General features: G+C 45.8%; 18 protein-coding genes and 1 other annotated feature. Of the genes, 1 reads left to right on the forward strand and 17 read right to left on the reverse strand.

Going from position 1 to position 18,373, the window contains the following annotated elements; genetic code table 11:
• Window positions 1–55: 55 nt before the first annotated feature.
• From R50345_RS22300 to lspA, 6 genes are all read right to left on the reverse strand, one after another.
• A complete protein-coding gene (locus tag R50345_RS22300; protein WP_042130200.1) occupies window positions 56–1,339 on the reverse strand; it encodes a dihydroorotase in 1,284 nt (427 codons plus the stop codon).
• A gap of 110 nt (window positions 1,340–1,449) precedes the next feature.
• A complete protein-coding gene (locus tag R50345_RS22305; RefSeq protein ID WP_042130201.1) occupies window positions 1,450–2,355 on the reverse strand; it encodes an aspartate carbamoyltransferase catalytic subunit in 906 nt (301 codons plus the stop codon).
• Window positions 2,356–2,359: 4 nt separating this feature from the next.
• On the reverse strand, window positions 2,360–2,923 hold the full coding sequence (gene pyrR / locus R50345_RS22310; protein ID WP_042130202.1) for a bifunctional pyr operon transcriptional regulator/uracil phosphoribosyltransferase PyrR: 564 nt from the start codon (window positions 2,921–2,923) through the stop codon (window positions 2,360–2,362).
• Window positions 2,924–3,354: 431 nt separating this feature from the next.
• Window positions 3,355–4,608: an LL-diaminopimelate aminotransferase gene (locus tag R50345_RS22315; RefSeq protein WP_042130204.1), complete on the reverse strand. Its 1,254-nt coding sequence runs from the start codon at window positions 4,606–4,608 to the stop codon at window positions 3,355–3,357.
• Between the two features lie 207 nt (window positions 4,609–4,815).
• Complete coding sequence (locus R50345_RS22320) at window positions 4,816–5,787, reverse strand: RluA family pseudouridine synthase (protein ID WP_042130206.1); 972 nt, start codon at window positions 5,785–5,787, stop codon at window positions 4,816–4,818.
• On the reverse strand, window positions 5,780–6,292 hold the full coding sequence (gene lspA / locus R50345_RS22325) for a signal peptidase II (RefSeq protein ID WP_042130207.1): 513 nt from the start codon (window positions 6,290–6,292) through the stop codon (window positions 5,780–5,782). The genes R50345_RS22320 and lspA overlap by 8 nt, the downstream gene beginning before the upstream one ends.
• Before the next feature lie 246 nt (window positions 6,293–6,538).
• Here lspA and R50345_RS22330 point away from each other — a divergent pair, with 246 nt between their 5' ends.
• Window positions 6,539–7,264: a TraR/DksA C4-type zinc finger protein gene (locus R50345_RS22330; RefSeq protein ID WP_042130209.1), complete on the forward strand. Its 726-nt coding sequence runs from the start codon at window positions 6,539–6,541 to the stop codon at window positions 7,262–7,264.
• 426 nt (window positions 7,265–7,690) lie between these two features.
• On the opposite strand, the gene R50345_RS22340 is transcribed toward R50345_RS22330, so the two are convergent.
• From R50345_RS22340 to sigE, 11 genes are all read right to left on the reverse strand, one after another.
• Window positions 7,691–8,062, reverse strand: a complete 372-nt coding sequence (locus R50345_RS22340) for a DUF5665 domain-containing protein (RefSeq protein ID WP_419886804.1) — start codon at window positions 8,060–8,062, stop codon at window positions 7,691–7,693.
• 256 nt (window positions 8,063–8,318) lie between these two features.
• On the reverse strand, window positions 8,319–11,411 hold the full coding sequence (gene ileS, locus R50345_RS22345) for an isoleucine--tRNA ligase (protein WP_042130213.1): 3,093 nt from the start codon (window positions 11,409–11,411) through the stop codon (window positions 8,319–8,321).
• 371 nt (window positions 11,412–11,782) lie between these two features.
• Window positions 11,783–12,057, reverse strand: a binding site (T-box leader).
• 240 nt (window positions 12,058–12,297) lie between these two features.
• The gene (locus R50345_RS22350; protein WP_042130215.1) at window positions 12,298–12,810 is read right to left on the reverse strand and encodes a DivIVA domain-containing protein; all 513 of its coding nucleotides are present in this window, start codon (window positions 12,808–12,810) and stop codon (window positions 12,298–12,300) included.
• A gap of 229 nt (window positions 12,811–13,039) precedes the next feature.
• The gene (locus tag R50345_RS22355) at window positions 13,040–13,822 is read right to left on the reverse strand and encodes a YlmH family RNA-binding protein (protein ID WP_042130217.1); all 783 of its coding nucleotides are present in this window, start codon (window positions 13,820–13,822) and stop codon (window positions 13,040–13,042) included.
• Between the two features lie 9 nt (window positions 13,823–13,831).
• Entirely contained in the window at window positions 13,832–14,071 is a 240-nt protein-coding gene (locus tag R50345_RS22360) for a YggT family protein (RefSeq protein WP_042132388.1), read from the reverse strand.
• Window positions 14,072–14,105: 34 nt separating this feature from the next.
• A complete protein-coding gene (locus R50345_RS22365; protein ID WP_042130218.1) occupies window positions 14,106–14,546 on the reverse strand; it encodes a cell division protein SepF in 441 nt (146 codons plus the stop codon).
• Window positions 14,547–14,557: 11 nt separating this feature from the next.
• Entirely contained in the window at window positions 14,558–15,244 is a 687-nt protein-coding gene (locus R50345_RS22370; protein ID WP_042130220.1) for a YggS family pyridoxal phosphate-dependent enzyme, read from the reverse strand.
• Window positions 15,245–15,247: 3 nt separating this feature from the next.
• Entirely contained in the window at window positions 15,248–16,105 is an 858-nt protein-coding gene (pgeF, locus tag R50345_RS22375; protein ID WP_042130222.1) for a peptidoglycan editing factor PgeF, read from the reverse strand.
• 135 nt (window positions 16,106–16,240) lie between these two features.
• Window positions 16,241–16,594 carry a YlmC/YmxH family sporulation protein gene (locus tag R50345_RS22380; RefSeq protein ID WP_042130223.1) on the reverse strand — a complete coding sequence of 118 codons (354 nt, stop codon included), beginning with the start codon at window positions 16,592–16,594 and terminating at the stop codon, window positions 16,241–16,243.
• A gap of 163 nt (window positions 16,595–16,757) precedes the next feature.
• Window positions 16,758–17,540 (reverse strand): RNA polymerase sporulation sigma factor SigG, encoded by a 783-nt coding sequence (gene sigG, locus R50345_RS22385; protein WP_036683631.1) that lies wholly within the window; start codon window positions 17,538–17,540, stop codon window positions 16,758–16,760.
• Between the two features lie 78 nt (window positions 17,541–17,618).
• Window positions 17,619–18,338 (reverse strand): RNA polymerase sporulation sigma factor SigE, encoded by a 720-nt coding sequence (gene sigE / locus R50345_RS22390; protein WP_375103692.1) that lies wholly within the window; start codon window positions 18,336–18,338, stop codon window positions 17,619–17,621.
• Window positions 18,339–18,373: the final 35 nt, after the last annotated feature.

Genomic DNA, 18,373 nt, shown 5'->3' on the forward strand with positions numbered 1-18,373 from the left:
ACGTGTATTCAATCGCTGCATCCATTAAGATCAGCAACTCCGCCCCACCGGTCCGCTAGTTTTTCTCAGTCCATACGGCTTTGCCGTCTACCCATGTCATTACTGGCCAGCCCTTAAGCTTCCAGCCACCAAAAGGAGTATTACGTCCTTTACTTGCGAATGATCCTGGGTCTACTTCTTTCTCTTGCTCCAGGTCAATCAGTGTCAAATCTGCAGGAGCTCCGATATCCATCACACCGGTGTTCAGTCTGAATACCCGTGCAGGGTCAGCGGTCATTCTTTGTACTAGTAAGGATAAATCCCATTTTCCGGTTGCTACAAACGCTGTGTACAGTAGTGGAAAAGCTGTTTCGAATCCAACGATACCAAAAGGTGCAAGTTGCATGCCTTTAGCCTTCTCTTCCTCACTATGCGGCGCATGGTCCGTAACGATCATATCTAGTGTGCCGTCAAGCAAACCTTCGATACATGCCTCAACATCGCGGCGGGAGCGTAGCGGCGGGTTCATTTTCCAATTCGCATCTAGGCCTGGAATATCTTCTTCAGAGAGCAGCAAGTGATGCGGACATACCTCAGCAGTAACTTTAATGCCGATTTCTTTCGCTTGGCGAATCAATCGCACCGATTGTTCAGTACTTACATGGCATACATGGTAATGAACGCCTGTCGCTTCAGCCAGCAAAATATCGCGTCCAACATGGATGGCTTCCGACTCATTTGGAATTCCTTTGAGGCCATGCTTTCTTGCGAACTCACCTTCGGCTACACAGCAGCCTTCAACCAGTGAGTTATCCTCGCAGTGAGCAATGACTGGCATATCGAGCGATGCTGCGATGTTCATTGCATCTTTCATCATTTGAGCGCTTTGGACGCCCACGCCGTCGTCGGTGTAACCGATAGCTCCAGCTTCTTTAAGCGCCGCAAAATCAGTCAGCTCACGTCCGAGCTCGTTTTTCGTAATGGCTGCATAAGGAAGTACTTTAACAAGTCCTGCTTCACGCGCTTTGTCTTTCACAAATTGTACGATTTCCGGCGTATCTGTTACCGGACGGGTATTAGGCATACAAGCGATGGTAGTAAATCCGCCTTTGGCAGCCGAGCGACTTCCGGTTTCTACGGTTTCCTTGTGTTCAAATCCCGGTTCGCGTAAGTGCACATGCATATCAATGAGCCCTGGAATGAGCAGCTTGCCTTCTGCATCAATGATCTCTCCCGCTTCTGGAGCAGCTTCATTTCCGTCGATTATGGTCGAGATAACACCTTCTTCAAGTACAATATGTTTCCGCTCTAACAAGCCTTCCTCATTCAATACACTGGCGTTTCTAATAATCACTGTCATGATTCTACCTTTACCCTCAGATCCCAGCTGCGGGCCCTCTCATCATTATATAATAAAAATTCATGTTTGTGTATATTTATTAGTCCTTATACATCATCATTCTTAGAACTTTATAGTAAAGCTCTTTCGAGAACTGCCATCCGAACCGGCACCCCATTAGACATTTGCGGGAAAATCCTTGATTGACTGCACTCTACAACTGCATCATCAATCTCGACATTCCGGTTAACCGGTGCTGGATGCATAATGATTGTATCTTTTGCAAGCTTAGCAGCGCGTTCTACCGTTAAACCATAATGTCTGCGGTAATCCTCTGCGGAAAGTACGATTCCGGAAGAATGGCGTTCCAGCTGCACACGAAGCATCATGACTACATCTGCTTTAAGTGCTTCCTCTATAGTTACATAAGGCGCGTATTCCATAAGCTCAGGAGCCTTCATATTCTCCGGTGCACAGAATTGCACTTTAGCTCCCAGCTTTGTGAGTCCCCATAGATTGGAGCGCGCTACCCGGCTATGCATGATGTCCCCGATAATAGAAACCGTGAGACCCTTTAAATCTCCAAACGTTTTAGTCATGGTGTAAAGATCAAGCAGCGCTTGTGTTGGATGTTCATTGTTGCCGTCGCCCGCATTAATAAGCGGTATGGACACCTTCTCAGCTAACTGCTGCAGCACACCTGCAGGCTTCAAACGCACAACTCCGGCATCGATCCCCATCGATTCCAGTGTGCGTACTGTATCGTAGATCGACTCCCCTTTTTCTACACTAGAAGCTGCAGCCGTAAAATTAAGTACTTGTGCACCCAGTCGTTTCTCTGCCATTTCGAAAGAGAAGCGTGTGCGTGTGCTGTTCTCAAAAAACATGTTAGAAATAAAATGCGAGTTCAAAATGGGAGTTAGCTTCTCACTTTGATTGTCCCAGTATGCTGTTCTATCCAGCAATTGGGTGATTTCCGACCGATCAAGCTCTTTTATACCCAGCAGACTACGTTCCTTTACCTTGGTAAGCGTCATGATGTTATCGTTCCTCCCGGTTTGAAATAATGTAGACCTCGTCTTTGCCGTCGTATTCCTTCAGCGCCACTTCAATCTGCTCATGCTTTGAGGTAGGTACATTCTTACCGATGTAGTCCGGCCGGATTGGCAGCTCGCGGTGTCCACGGTCAGCCAGTACTGCCAGTTGAATCATTCGTGGGCGTCCGCAATCCATCAAAGCATCCATCGCCGCGCGGATCGTGCGTCCGGTGTAAAGCACATCGTCGAACAAAATGACCTTCTTATCATGGATGCCATCACTGCCGGAAGTAATAATGACGTTACTCTTCACTACAGCTTCACTGCCTCCTACTTCACGGTCATCCCGATAATGTGTGATGTCGAGTTCGCCGTAAGGAATCTCGACGCCTTCAATTTCCTTGATACGCTCAGCGATGCGCTGTGCCAGATATACGCCTCTTGTCCGGATACCCACCAGTAGACAATTCTCAATTCCTTTGTTTTTCTCCAAAATCTCATGAGCAATACGGGATAATGCCCGGCGGATCGCCGTTTCGTCCATAATTACATTTTTCTCAGTAACCATAATCTTGTCACCCTCCACTTGTTTCGCCTATTCAAGTTCCCGGAAATCAAAAAACTCCTTGCCTATAACAGGCAAGGAGTGAAATCCGCAGATGAAGAAGATGATGGCCGCGCGCATAAAAAGACAGTCCGGTGTATACACACGGATACCTTTCTAAGAGTCGCGAACCTCGATTCACGTTACCTTGCCAGCCTCACAGGACTGAATTAAAGGCGCTATTCATTTAATGAGAATTATGACAGAACAAACCCTGCATGTCAACTTTATCTGCCTAAACTACAACACTTTCCAAACTTACTTCTATTAACAACAAGAGGAAGCCATAACGATGGATATAGCTTTTATTTTCGTATTTTCTACCTGGATTAACGTCTAACATAAAGAAAAGCCACCCAAGGTTACCCTAGGCAGCTTCAATTTCTAACTATAGATTAAAATTCAAATTCCACATCGCTTAGGCGTCTTTGGATTTCAGAAATGACACGTCTTTCTTCCTCTTCCCCTTTAGCAATAAAGGTAACGGAGAAACGTACAAATGGACCTGCATCATCCCAAGGCACAGTGGAGATTAGCTTCTCACGGATCAGGAATTGCGAGAAATCTTCACCAGATTCAAAACGGCGACCGCCTTTGACACCTTTTGGCGCAGCAACATAAAGGAAGAAAGAACCCTTTGGTTTCTCAGCTTGGAAGCCGAGGCTGTTCAGTGCATCAACCAACAGGTTATGACGACGAGAATACTTGGCCGCAATCGCTTCAGTAATCTCTGGATGAGCAAGACCGTAAGCCGCAGCTTTTTGAATCGCAATAAATTGACCGGAATCATTATTATCCTTCACATCACTGAAGGCTTTAACAACTAAAGGATTCCCGGCAACAAAGCCAATTCTCCAGCCTGTCATATTGTAGGATTTGGACAAGGAATGTAGTTCCACGCCAACATCCTTCGCACCCGGCACAGAGAGGAAGCTAAGTGGCTTCAAACCATCATAGGTTAAAGCCGCATATGGCGCATCGTGGATAACGACTACATCATATTTTTTAGCCCATGCAACGACTTCAGCAAAAAATTCAGGAGTCGCGCTAGCGCCCGTTGGATTGTTTGGATAGTTCAAGTAAAGAAGCTTAGCTTTATGAGCAACTTCTTCTGGAATTTCGTTGAGATCTGGAAGGAAGTTATTCTCCTTCTTCAGTTCTACTGTAAACACTTGTCCACCCAAGTATTTAGTATGTGTACCCAGCACTGGATAACCCGGCACCGTCATAATCGTAATATCTCCCGGATTGATAAAGCAAGAAGGCAACATCGCCAGCGCAGGCTTAGATCCGATAGAGTGAACTACCTCTGTAACAGGATCAATACCTTCCACACGGAATACTTCCCGCAAATATTCGGCAGCGGCTGTCTTAAACTCAGCAATTCCATTGTCCGCATAACCACGGTTTTCTTCCTTAGCTGCTTCTTCAGCAAGCTTAGCCACGATACCGGCATCAGCCATCTCATCCGGCTCGCCTACGCCCATGTCGATCAATTCAATATCAGGAAAATCCTGTTTAGCGGATGCTTTGGCACGTTTGATTTTCTCGAATTTATAAATCGAGGTATCTTTGCCATAGTTCGCACCACCAATGCGGTCTGCAAAATTAGTCTGAATGAAGCTGTCTTGGTATTGTTCAATACTCATACTTTCATCTCATCTCCTGGCTATCTATTCTAATTTCAGAAGAAACGGCTTCGCCGTCCCTTGGATGGCTTATGTTTCTAGAGATCCGTTTCTGTGATAAAAAATAAGGATAAAGAATAAGGCATAACCTTCTCTTTATCCTTATGTTATTAAATATGATGGAAAGCAGAGTTCAATACCATAGACTATTTATCACTTCATTTGTACTTATCTGCTGCGCAATGCGAGTAGAACTTCTTCCATGTCTTCCGGAATAGGTCTGCTGAATTCTTTATATTCACCTGTCGTAGGATGAATAAATCCAAGCACCGCCGCATGTAATGCCTGTCCATTCATAGTTATTCCCTTGCTGCGACCGTAAACCGGATCGCCCACAAGCGGATGACCTATGAATTTCATGTGCACTCTGATCTGATGCGTGCGACCAGTCTCTAGCTGCAACTCCAGCAGTGTACATTCGCCGAAACGCTCCATGACCGTAAAATGGGTCACAGATTTCTTGCTGTTCTTTTCCGTTACAGTGTATAGCTTGCGATCATGTGGATCTCTACCGATCGGAGCGTCAACCGTTCCTTTGTCATGCGACAAGTTGCCGTGCACAACAGCTATATAGCGGCGTGTTACACTGTGCTCTTTAAGCTGTGCTGCGAGCGATGCGTGACTGGCATCATTCTTAGCCACCATAATAAGACCAGAGGTATCTTTATCAATACGGTGGACAATACCCGGACGAATCTCACCGTTAATACCGGACAGATCCTTGCAATGATACATCAGTGCATTCACCAAAGTGCCTGACGGATGACCAGCTGCTGGGTGCACAACCATTCCACGTGGCTTATTAATCACAATGACATCGCTGTCTTCGTATACAACTTCAAGAGGAATATTCTCTGGGATCAAGTCCGTCACTTCTGCTTCTGGTACGACAATGGAAACTTTATCGCCTTCTGAGAGCTTATAGTTAGCTTTAACCGGTGCCCCATTAACCGTAACATGCCCGCCACTGATCCACAGCTGTACCTGAGAACGAGAAATATCCTCTTCCCAAGATTCCGTAATATATTTATCAATTCGCTCCCGCGCGTTCTCCGCCGAAACGGTCCACTCCGTGACGTCCCTCTCTTCTTCGCTCGTAGATGCCGCTTGGTGATTGACGTCTTTACTCAAATCATTCATTCCCTTCTTTTACTTCCTTTGCTTCTTTTACTTCTTTGATTTCCGTGATTTCTTCACCATTCTTAAGATCGCGGAAGGAGTCCAAAAGAATCAACCCAACCCCAATGACGATACATGAATCCGCAACGTTAAAAATCGGGAAGCTATAGCTTCCAAAATTAAACAGAAGGAAATCGACAACCTCACCACTGATCATCCGGTCTAGGAAGTTACCAATCGCCCCACCCAGAACAAGCCCAAGGGCAACCGATAGCATCTTCCGCGAATGTCTAGTTTTGTTTAAGTACCAAACGATACCTGCAACCACTACAACCGTAACTAAAAAGAAGAACCATTGCTGACCTTGTAGAATCCCAAAAGCAGCCCCGCGATTACGATGTGAAGTAATTAGGAAGAAATTACCAATCACCGAAATCTGTTCCCCAATCTCCAGACGTGTGGCAATGAGATACTTCGTTCCCTGATCCACCAAAAATACAATAAGAGCAATCAAATAGTACACCACAGAAGTTGTCACTCCGTTCTTATTTTTCCCGCCAAATGCGGTACGAATACTGTTATAAGACTTGTATATTGTAGCACAGCCCTTAGAAGATCGTCTATTGCGTGACACCTCTCGGGCGCTTAATCTTGGGGACTATTTTCCATCGCTAAAATAACGCCTCTCAGGTCAACCTAACAAAGAACCATCCGGTGCAAATCGGTAAGTCGGAAGGATTCTTAAAAAAGTACAGAAAGGAGCTTACTCATCATGACGCACCTGACAGTACAGCAGCTCTCAGAGCTACGCGCCCGATTAGAAAAAGATCGTGATACTATTCAGCAAAGGCTTCAGAATAATGAAAATTACGGCTTACAGGAATCCATGCGAGATGGCACCGGAGAACTTTCCGAGAATGACAACCATCCGGGGGACGCAGCCACCGATTTGTATAATCGCTCCATGGATATTTCACTGCTTGAGCGGGACGAGCATGAGCTGGATGATATCGAAGCTGCTCTCTCCGCAATGGATGAAGGCACCTACGGGATATGTAAGGCTAGCGGTAAACCGATCCCTTTTGAGCGTTTATCTGCCATTCCTTCTACACTTTACTGTAAGGAGCACGCCCCACGTCAAAATGCACCTTTTACTCGGCCAATTGAAGAAGAATTTTTGTCTCCTCCATTTGGGCGTACCAGTCTCGATGAGCGAGAGGATCAAAACGGCTTTGACGGTGAAGATGCCTGGCAGATAGTAGAAAGCTATGGTAACTCCGATTCCCCCGCTATGGCGGAGGGCAGCAATATTGACTCTTATAACGATATGGAGATTGAAGCGGATGAGCTGGAAGGCTGTGTAGAGCCTTGGGAGAACTTTATTGCCACCGATATTACAGGGAACCATTTAATTGTAGTACCGGGACGCAGCTACGAACGCTATAAGGATAGTGGCGAGGGAAGTTACATGCTTGATCCGCTCGAAGGCGAAGAGTAAAAGCATTATCCCTACTAGAAAAATGAACAGCGTGCGGTTCCAGTTTTATTGTGGAATGCCCGCTGTTTTTTTGTTTTTTTATGCTCTATGTCATTTTGTTAAGAAAATGTTCAGATTCAGATGTTAAACTGATCTAACGCATGATGAAATCGACATACAAGGAGTGTACCGTAGTGAATCACGATTATTTCAAAAATGTACAACAACTCAGTCATGAAGATGACCGACGATATTTATTATTAATGAGAGGCTTACGCATCATACACGAGGAAAATAAGCAGCGCAGCCCTCTCCAAAGATTAAAGAAGGAAAGGTCAGGACTGGGGAGAAACATAAAAGCTCAAGGTTGGGTAAATCCACCTAAGAAAATGGACCGGACTCTAATCTCTCCTTCAACCCAAATAAAGACGGCTTCGCCTTAACAAGCTATTTGAATTCCAGCTGACGCTGTACAATCCGTACAATATCCGCAATATAATCTCCGATGATCGGTAGATTCAAGGCTCCAAGCCCCTGAAGGACATAAATGATCGTTGCCGCAAAAAAAGTAAAGCCTAGCGCGATCCCAACTCCACGAGCCGTTCCATATAAGATGTTTCGCCAAATGAGACTCCAAGGTGAATATAGCAGCTCTGTATACTTATAAATTCGTGATTTTTCTAAAATATGGGCCCATTCAAAGGTTAATCGATACATTGTATTCATTTTTTCTTCCAGTGGAATATCTTCCGGATTACGATGATCTGCTGTTAAACGCTCAGGGTTTGCCTCAGGAATAGCCTTTTTCTCCGCTCCCATGTCTGGGCTGTTCTTGTTGCCCGATGTCTTGACGGAGATTCTGTTCTTCTGATCCTCCACAGCCACAGCTCCTCTCATACGTCTATACACGCCCACAAAGTAAACGAGCCCGGTCAAAGAGAATGAATCTCCTTGAGCACGAGGCTCGTTATTTTTTGCGGGCGAAATATAAAGACTATATTTCCCGCATAAACAGAAGTTCTCCGTTTACACTTGTGCCGCTAGTATATGCTGTTTTGGGACAGGTAATGCAGATTTACGCTCCAATATGGATACCGATAGATTTACCACCAACATCTACCGTTTCAAAAGCGTGTTCTCCGCCAAAATCAACCGTAGTCACAAGTACATTGTCTCGCAATACATTCTCAAATGCTGTAACTGCTGCTTTGAGCTCATCGTCTACATTCAGCGTGAGTGCGATCCGTTTCTCGATCGGCAGATCCAGACGTTTACGGTAGTCTTGAACCGCACGAATGATCTCACGAACCCAGCCTTCTTGTTCAAGCTCAGGCGTGATTTCAGTATTGAGCGCAACCGTAATTCCATATCCAGAAGCTGCGGCGAAACCTGCTTTGGCTTGTTTTTCAACGAGTAGCTCTTCGGAAGTGATTACGAGCTCTTCTCCCTCTGGCGTCGCAATCGTGATTGAGCCATCTTGTACCGCTTTGCGGGTAGAGTCACTATCCAGAGCTTTCAGGAAGCCTTGCAGGAAGCCAACGTTTTTACCGTATTTTTTACCGGCAACCTTAAGATTCAGCTTAAGTGTGAAATCCACAAATCCGCTATCACTAGTCTCCAGCACGATGTTCTTGATGTTGATCTCTTCTTTGATGATCTCTTCATACTCAGACAAATGGAAGTCACGGTTCATCGAAACGATCAGCTCAGACAGTGGTTGACGATTCTTAATGCCTGTTTCGTTACGCACGTTGCGCGCCAGCTCAACGATCTGTCTTGCACTTTCCATATCCTCTTCCAGCTCTTTATCGATCAAGCTCTCATCAGCAACCGGATAATCTGCTAAATGCACGCTTTCTCCGCCGCCAAGGTTCGTGAAGATATCTTCAGACAACATTGGTGTAAATGGAGCCATCAAAGAGGCTGTCGTCAAAAGCACATGGGTCAGTGTACGATAAGCATCAAGCTTATCTTCACCTAGACCACTCCCCCAGAAACGGTCACGGGAACGACGGATATACCAGTTACTCAGCTCATCCACAAAGTTCTCAATTGCTTTGGACGTGTTTACGAAGTCATTTACCGCAAGTCCTTTATCTACCAAAAGAATCAAGCTGTTCAGACGGGATAGAATCCAGCGGTCCAGCTTATGTTCGGATACTTTAAAAGGATGATCGGCTGGATCGTAACCATCGATGCCTGCATAAAGCGTCAAGAACGCATGTGTATTCACCAGTGTATCTACAACTTTAGATTTGGTTTCCCCTACAAGACCACGAGAGAACCGTTTGTTGTTCCACGGTGCACTGTCAGACAGAATTGCCCAACGGAAAGCATCCGTTCCGTATTCATTCATGATTTCCCAAGGATCAATAACATTGCCTTTGGATTTGGACATTTTTTGACCGTTCTCGTCGAGGATATGGCCTGTAGCGATTACCGCTTTATATGGTGCTTTACCTTTAAACAAGGTAGATACTGCTAGCAAGCTATAGAACCATCCACGGGTCTGGTCGATCCCTTCACAGATCATATCCGCTGGATACTGATCATTCAGCTTATCTTCGTTCTCAAATGGATAGTGGCTTTGGGCAAAAGGCATTGAACCACTGTCAAACCAAACGTCGATAACTTCCGGTGTGCGAACCATCTCTGCACCTTCACTGAAAGGACTACGTAGCTTGATCTTATCTACAAAAGGCTTATGCAGCTCGATATCCTCAGGCACATCGCCGATTGCCATGGCTCTCAGTTCTTCAATGCTGTGTGGAGCGAACTCTTTGCCCGTTTCTTGACATACCCAAACATTAAGCGGTGTACCCCAGTAACGATTACGGCTGATATTCCAGTCCACCAGTTCATCCAAGAACTTACCAAAACGGCCTTCGCGTACATGCTCAGGGTACCAACTTACGCTGTTGTTGTTAGCAATGAGCTGATCCTTGATCGCTGTAGTGTTGATGAACCAGCTGTCTGTTGCGTAATACAAGAGCGGTGTATCACAACGCCAGCAGAACGGATAGCTATGCTCGTATTTTTCTTTACCGTAAAGTAATCCTTTTTCAGACAAAGCTTTAACGATATCCAAATCGCAATCTTTTACGAAGCGTCCGGCAAAATCAGACACTACATCGGTATACTTACCGGAATTATCAACCACGTTTACGAAGCTGATACCGTTCTCGCGGCAAGTCTTGTAGTCATCTTCACCATGCGCTGGTGCCATGTGTACGATCCCTGTACCGCTGGAATCTGTAACGAAGGAAGCACCTACGATGACATTGCTTTTCTCTGCTTTGATGTATCCGAAAGGAGGAGCGTAAGTTTTGCCGATGAACTCGGAACCTTTATGTGTCGAAAGGACGGTGTGCTCGCCTTTCATTACTTCTTCCACCAAATTCTTAGCAACGATGTACACACCATCTTCTTGTTGTACACGTACATAATCCATGTCAGGGTTCATGGCTAAAGCCATGTGCGCTGGCAATGTCCAAGGTGTAGTCGTCCAAGCTAGTACGTAGTCTCCACTGTCATCCAGTTTGAACTTTGCAGTCGCACTAAGATCCTTGACGGTTTTGTAGCCTTGAGCTACTTCGTGGGAGCTTAGGGTAGTCTGGCAGCTTGGGCAGTAAGGGCTAACGCGGTGTCCGCGATAGAGCAACCCTTTGTCATGAACCGTAGCCAAGATGTTCCACACGCTTTCGATATATGTGTTATCCAAGGTTACGTAAGGATTATCTAAATCCGTCCAGTATCCGATACCCTCTGTAAACTCGCGCCATTGCTTCTCGTAGCCGAAGACGCTGTCTTTACATTCCTGAATGAATTTCTCTACACCATATTCTTCGATCTCTTGTTTACCGGAGATCCCAAGCTTCTTCTGCACGCCTAGCTCTACTGGAAGACCATGTGTATCCCAGCCCGCTTTACGTACCACACGATAGCCTTTCATCGTTTGGTAACGACCGATGAAATCCTTGATTACACGGCCCAGCACGTGCCCGATATGCGGTGCACCGTTCGCTGTAGGAGGACCTTCGTAAAATACATAGTTCGGACGTCCTTCACGGTTCTCCATGGATTTGCGGAACGTATTTTCGTCGCTCCATTTCTTCAGTATGCGGACATCTCTTGCCCGCGCTTTTTCTCTGACATCTACTTTTTGCATGTGATGGTCAATCCTTTCATGATTTAGTCTCTGAGCGACCTTGCACAGCTGGTCGCACGTGCTTTTGTTCTTGGCACCCGAGCCGCGATCCCGCAGGGCAGCAGGGGCTCGGGGGGCCAATTCGCGATCTTGCGCAGCTGGTCGCTCACCGCTTTTGCCGTGAAGGCCCCGCAGGCGAACCCGCCAGGGGAGCCTAAGAAGGGCCGCTCCTTCAGCCACATGAGTCCGTTCGCTTCCACCACCGTACCCATTTGCACGAGGCTTTACTTTGCGGGTGTCCAGAGGGCGGCAGCCCTTGGGGTCCCCCTTAGCAAGGGGGATTTAGGGGGATGGCCCGCCCCGGAACAACAAAATAAGCGTCATCCCACCCCCAAAGGGGCGAGACGACGCTCGCGATACCACCCTAATTCTGCGCATGAGCACATCCTTAAGGGGAGTGTATTCAGCACAATCTCAGTCCCGCGCGTAAATCTCATGCACAGGTCCGGTGTAACGTCCGGCAGACGGCTAAGCTTACGCACGATCAACGCTTCAGCTTAACTTCTAGGGGAAGATCTTCCGGCAGGGTTCGAACAATCGGCTCTCAGCAATCGCCGACTCTCTGGAGAACGTTACCTTGTCGTACTTGTCCCGTCATCGAATACATATAAACATTATACAGATATGTTCTATTTATAGACTTTTTGAGTCTAAATGTCAACAACCGCTTGCCAAATCTGCAAATAGGAGCATACCTGCGATGGCGGAAGATCCTTTATTATGATCGATTTTAACGGAAAATAAAAATAGAGGGAATAGCTCCCTCTATTTAGCCAATTCTGGTTTGAAATTATAAAAGTCCAAAATCCTTCCTACTCACAAACCAAATCAGCATTCATCACAATGATTAGATACGATGTAGAACATCATCCTTAAAAGTTACGTTCTCGCTCGCCTCACGACTCTCCAAGGCATTCCAGTCATCCTGTGACAACAGCTCCAGCTGAGCTTCCACCAATGTCCGGAAACGAGTACGATAGATTGAAGCTTGCTTGCGCAACTCTTCAGTCTCAATAGCAACTTTACGGGATTTGGATAACGCTTCGTTAATAATCCGATCTGCGTTCTTTTCCGCTTCCTTGATAATAAGCTGCGATTCCTTCTTGGAGTTGTTCTTCACATCATCTGCCGCTTCCTGAGCGACTAAGATCGTCTTCGATAAACTCTCTTCAATGTTTACAAAATGATCCAAACGCTCTTGAATGGACAAAAGCTGATTCTGCAGCTCTTTGTTCTCACGGATAACACTTTCGTAATCTTTAATTACTTGATCCAGAAATTCGTTGACCTCGTCCTCATCATAACCGCGAAGTCTCCGAGAGAACTCCTTGTTATGTATATCGAGCGGTGTTAATGGCATGCTGTGCACCTCCTAGAAATTTCGGACCTTCTAAGTCTCTGAACCATACCTGTGCAGCAGACAAAGAAGAAAGACTGTACTTCAAGTAAAGGCAGAGGATATATATCGACGATCCAACTGCCATTCATGGTTCGCCTCTTCTATAAAATATCGGCGTCCTGCTTTAAAAATGTTTGATTCCCTCGAAATAATCAATTTCGACAAGTAAAGCCGGATTCCTGCAAGGGATTCACACAAATTTACCAACCTGAACACGGTATCGGCCCTTTTTCGTCAAACTACCGACTTCTAAAACCTTGAAACGACCGAATCCTTGAATAGATACCATGTCACCATCTTTAAGTCCGCAGGAAGGGTCTTCCTCCACTTTCCAATTTACCCGAACGCGTCCAGCCTTGATGGGAGCAAGAATTTTGCTGCGGCTAAGCCGTGTTACATCTGCGGCAATGCCATCCAATCGTAGGGACGCTACAGTCAAATCCATCATTTCCAGCTTCACCTCACTATTACGCAAGGAAGAAAGTGGCAATACCTCCGTACTCACCTGTATCCGGTGTACTCCGGTTAAATTCATAGCTAAATAATCCGCAATATCTGCAGCTACCACCACATGACAGCCATCATCCAGAACATGAATGTCCCCGATTTTACCGCGTTTTACTCCGAGTCCTAGAATAGCACCCATGTAGTCCCCATGCTCAAGCGCCAGAAACTTCTGTTCACCAGAGGTTATCGCAAGAACCTTCAGCTCCATATCCTCTTGATCCAAATCACGATAATCGGGAGCAACGAGCGCTCGCTTTCGTTCTGCCTCTGCATGCCCCCCCTCCCATGTGACAATTACATCAGGATGGCGGTTGACGAGACTTTGCAGAATAAAGCCTTGGCGCGGGTCTAGAAATTCGGTCAGTTTCGTCTCATGATATTCTCCGGCATGGGTAACCCATTCCCAAGCCTTGTCCACAAATTGTCTTTCATCGGGATGAAAATGCCCGTAAACTTCCGTCTTCATCACTTCTGCCTAAAAAATTAAGTGCAAAATGGATTTGAGTCCACCTGCCGCAAATTCCAAGACGAGTAGTGCAATGATCGGGGAAATATCAAGCGTACCGAAGAGTGGCGGAATAAACCGACGAAATGGTGTTAAATACGGTTCAACAAGCTTGCTTAGCAGTTCACCAATAAAATTATCACGAACGTTTGGCAACCACGACATCAGTACATAGAAAATAATCATGTAAAAATAAATATTGAAAAGCATATCAATAATGGAATCAATTTGGAGCAAAGCTCATTCACCTCATTCTGTTATATTCTGGATCGTCACCGAGGATTTCCGTGATAGCACCTTGAATTTCAACGGTATCTGGCGTGCACATAAATATATTGCCCCCAATTTTAGAGATTCCTCCCCCAAGGGCATAAACAGTTCCACTTAAAAAGTCAATAATTCTCATCGCTTGATCATTGCGAACACGCTGAAGATTGATCACTACCGTCCGGTGAGAACGGAGATGGTCCGCAATTTCCTGAGCCTCATCGTACGAACGTGGCTCATAAAGTACAACTTTTACATTCTTCTGCGAATGGATACTGACAACGTTGCCCCTTTGATTTTTGCGGGTTTCGACAGGGGCTGGCTCATACTCATCCTCTTCGTGGATTTGCTCCCGCTCCACAACTTCTTCTTCCTCCTGCAAGCCCAAAAAACTCATAAATCGGTTCATAACGCTCATCACGATCCCTCCTAATGGCCTACTAACACCGTACCCAGGCGTACCCAGGTAGCTCCTTCCTGTATCGCTACCTCAAAATCATTCGACATTCCCATCGATAGCTCCGTAATCGGCTCAGGTGTCAAAGCAAGTTGATTGAGCTCATCGCGCAGCTCACGAAGTCCGCGAAATACAGGACGGGTAAGCTCCGGATCACCTTCTAAAGGCGCCATTGTCATTAGTCCAATTACTTTTACACGGTCGAGACTAGCAATTTCACGTAAAAATCCAGGTACTGCCTCAGGCGACAGACCAAATTTCGTATCTTCTCCAGAGATGTTCACTTGAAGAAAGACATTCACTTCTTGATCTGCGGCAATCGCCTTTTTGTGTAATTCTTGTGCCAGGGATATCCGGTCCAAAGAGTGTATATATTGAAACTTGCCAATAACGTCTTTAACCTTATTGGTTTGCAAATGCCCGATAAAATGCCATGTCCCTTGCTCCCCTAAAACCTTCCATTTGTGCTCAGCATCCTGCCAGCGACTCTCGGCAATATGCTCAAGGCCTGCCTCCAATACGGAGGACACCATTTCCAGAGAAACATATTTCGTCACCGCAATTACCTTGACGTCATTTCGATCCCGGCCGCTTGCCGCGCAGGCACGTGCTACACGTTCCTCTACCTCAGCAATTCTCTCCTGCAGTGTTAAAGCCAACTTTCAACTCTCCTTTATTCCGATCCAGCTCGTCATCCTACCTGTAACCCCATTTTCTTTACGATAAGAAAAGAACAAATCCTGATTACAGCTTGTACACCAAGATGTACATTCGATATGAGTCGGCAAGATTCCTGCTTTAATCATAATGCGTCGATTCATTTCTTTCAAGTTTAGCATGTATTTGTTCTTATCTGTGTCAGATGTTCTGTATAGCCCCACAGTGTCAGTTGTTTCTGTCAGCTTGCTCAGCTCATCCTCCAATTGACGAACATGCTCCATCACATAATCATCCACCTCATAACAGCAGTCGCCAATGGACGGTCCGATCGCTGCGATAATGTCCTGTAGATGGCTTCCGTAAATGTTCTCCATTTTACTCACCATGGCGGCTGCAATCTGGGCCACAGTTCCCTTCCAACCGGCATGCGCAAGACCGACGACTTGATTCACTGGATCATAAAAGTAAAGAGGCACACAATCCGCATAAAAAGAAGTCAGCAAAACTCCCGGTACATCCGTAAGTAAACCATCCGTTGCCTGAAATGCCGAGGCTCTATCCTTTTGCCCACGACCACGATCAGCTTCCCTTACCACTGCTATTTCTGCTCCATGGGTTTGTTCTCCACAGGTCCAAGCTTCCGGCTTGAAATCAAGCGCTTCAGCAAGTGCCCTACGATTCTTTAAAACATCATCTGGAGCATCCCCAACATGAAATGCACAATTCAGGCTGTCATAAGGCTCTTTGCTAGCCCCTCCCTGTCTACCGGTAAAACCTGCTGTAATTTCTTTATGCTTCACACGCCAAGGCTCCAGATGGAGCAGCATAAGTGTTTCCTTTCCCTGCACAAACGGTTCCATTTCCTCACCTCCGCCTTAGTGTACCACATGTAAATACCCCCACAAAATGCCGATTAAGCTAGAAAGCTCAATTTATTAACTTTTTAAGCTATGTCATTTCGAATCTTTTTATAAAAAAACAAAAAACGCACCTAATTAATAAGTGCGCCGTTCGCTTCGGTCCCCTCGTTCCCCTCGTTCCAGATACATCGTCTCCCGCTCGTCCTGCCCTTGAGGCATTCTTGATTCCTCAATCTTCACAAGCACTACATCAGACCCGATTTTGACAATATTTCGCCATGGAATAATCAGATCTGTTCCACCTCCGAACAATCCCATAAACCGAGTGTATCCGGGAATTACGATGGCATCAATAACACCTCGGCGTAAATCAAGCTCCAAGTCGCTGATTTGGCCCAGCCGCTTACCGTCCACAATGTTAATAACGTCCTTAGTCTGAAAATCAGAGATTTTCATTTTTTTAGCTGATCCTACATAATCCTCGTTCATTTCACCACCCCTGTACAATCAGACCTACAGTCCAATATATGTTATGAAAGCTTGGCCACATGCATGAAAAATCCCCACAAGTATATACTTCCTGAAACCATAAAAAGAGGAGATCACCTAGAATCCTTAAACGGATTCTAGATATCTCCTCATTTCAGACGATTTAAGACTTCACATGCTTTTGCATTTGCTGAATCGCAGATTTCTCTAGGCGTGAGACCTGTGCCTGTGAGATACCAATCTCATCTGCGACCTCCATTTGAGTCTTTCCTTCGAAAAACCGCATGGATAAAATTCGTTTCTCCCGCTGACCTAGCTTTCGCATCGCTTCACGTAAGGCGATTTCTTCGATCCACGACACATCCTTATTCTTATCATCGCTAATCTGGTCCATTACATAAATAGGATCGCCACCGTCATGATAGATCGGTTCGAATAAGGACACTGGATCCTGAATAGCATCAAGGGCAAACACTACATCTTCCTTCGGTACACCAAGCGCTTCAGAAATTTCGAATATCGTCGGTTCCCGCGAATTCTGATTGGTCAGACTATCGCGTACCTGCAGCGCCTTGTAAGCAATGTCTCTGAGTGAACGCGATACTCGTATTGGGTTGTTATCACGCAAGTAGCGGCGGATCTCACCAATAATCATCGGAACCGCATATGTGGAGAACTTAACGTTTTGTGATAAATCGAAATTATCGATGGCTTTCATCAGACCGATGCAGCCCACCTGAAACAAATCGTCAACAAATTCTCCCCTGTTATTAAACCTCTGGATAACACTTAGAACGAGCCTAAGATTACCATTTACCAATTTCTCTCTGGCGGATCGCTCGCCCTGCTGCTGCAGCGAAGTGAACAGTTGCCGCATTTCCACGTTCGTTAGAACAGGCAGCTTAGCAGTATCCACACCGCAAATCTCGACTTTATTTCGGGTCATGATGATTTACCTCCCAAGGAGAAACATTACTGTACATTATCTCCCGGGCTGGCCATTTTATTCCTTGCTAATTTCACCCTACACCATCTTGTTAAACTCCTTACGTAGCCGCTTAATAATTCGTTTCTCCAGACGAGAAATGTAAGATTGGGAAATACCAAGCAGATCCGCCACATCTTTTTGTGTCTTTTCTTCGCCTCCACGCAGTCCGAATCGCAGCTCCATAATGAGTCTTTCTCGTTCGCTCAGCTTTTCCAGCGCCTTCTGCAGCAGCTTGCGATCGACCTGTTCTTCAATGTTTCGGTAAATGGTATCATTTTCAGTTCCTAATACGTCTGAGAGCAGCAGCTCATTACCATCCCAATCAATATTAAGAGGTTCATCAAAAGAAACCTCACTCCGTGTCTTACTATTACGCCGCAAATACATCAAAATTTCATTCTCTATGCAGCGAGATGCATACGTAGCTAGTTTTATTTTTTTCTCGGGATCAAATGTGTTCACCGCCTTGATTAATCCGATAGCCCCTATCGAAACCAGGTCTTCAATATTGATTCCGGTATTCTCAAATTTGCGAGCGATATATACTACGAGGCGCAGGTTACGCTCAATCAGCATCGCACGAACAGCTGCATCACCGCTGGATAGCCGCTGAAGCAGATACTCTTCTTCTTCCCGTGTCAGCGGTGGAGGAAGAGCCTCGCTCCCGCCAATATAATAGATTTCCTGACTCTTCAGCCCCAGTAGAAACAGCATGCGGTAATATTGCAGCTGCAGAGCAATTTTCCATTTGATCATTATTGTTCCTCCTCCAAGAAGTACACGGTTCGCAT

This window comes from Paenibacillus sp. FSL R5-0345 (assembly GCF_000758585.1).
Taxonomy (GTDB): domain Bacteria; phylum Bacillota; class Bacilli; order Paenibacillales; family Paenibacillaceae; genus Paenibacillus_AQ.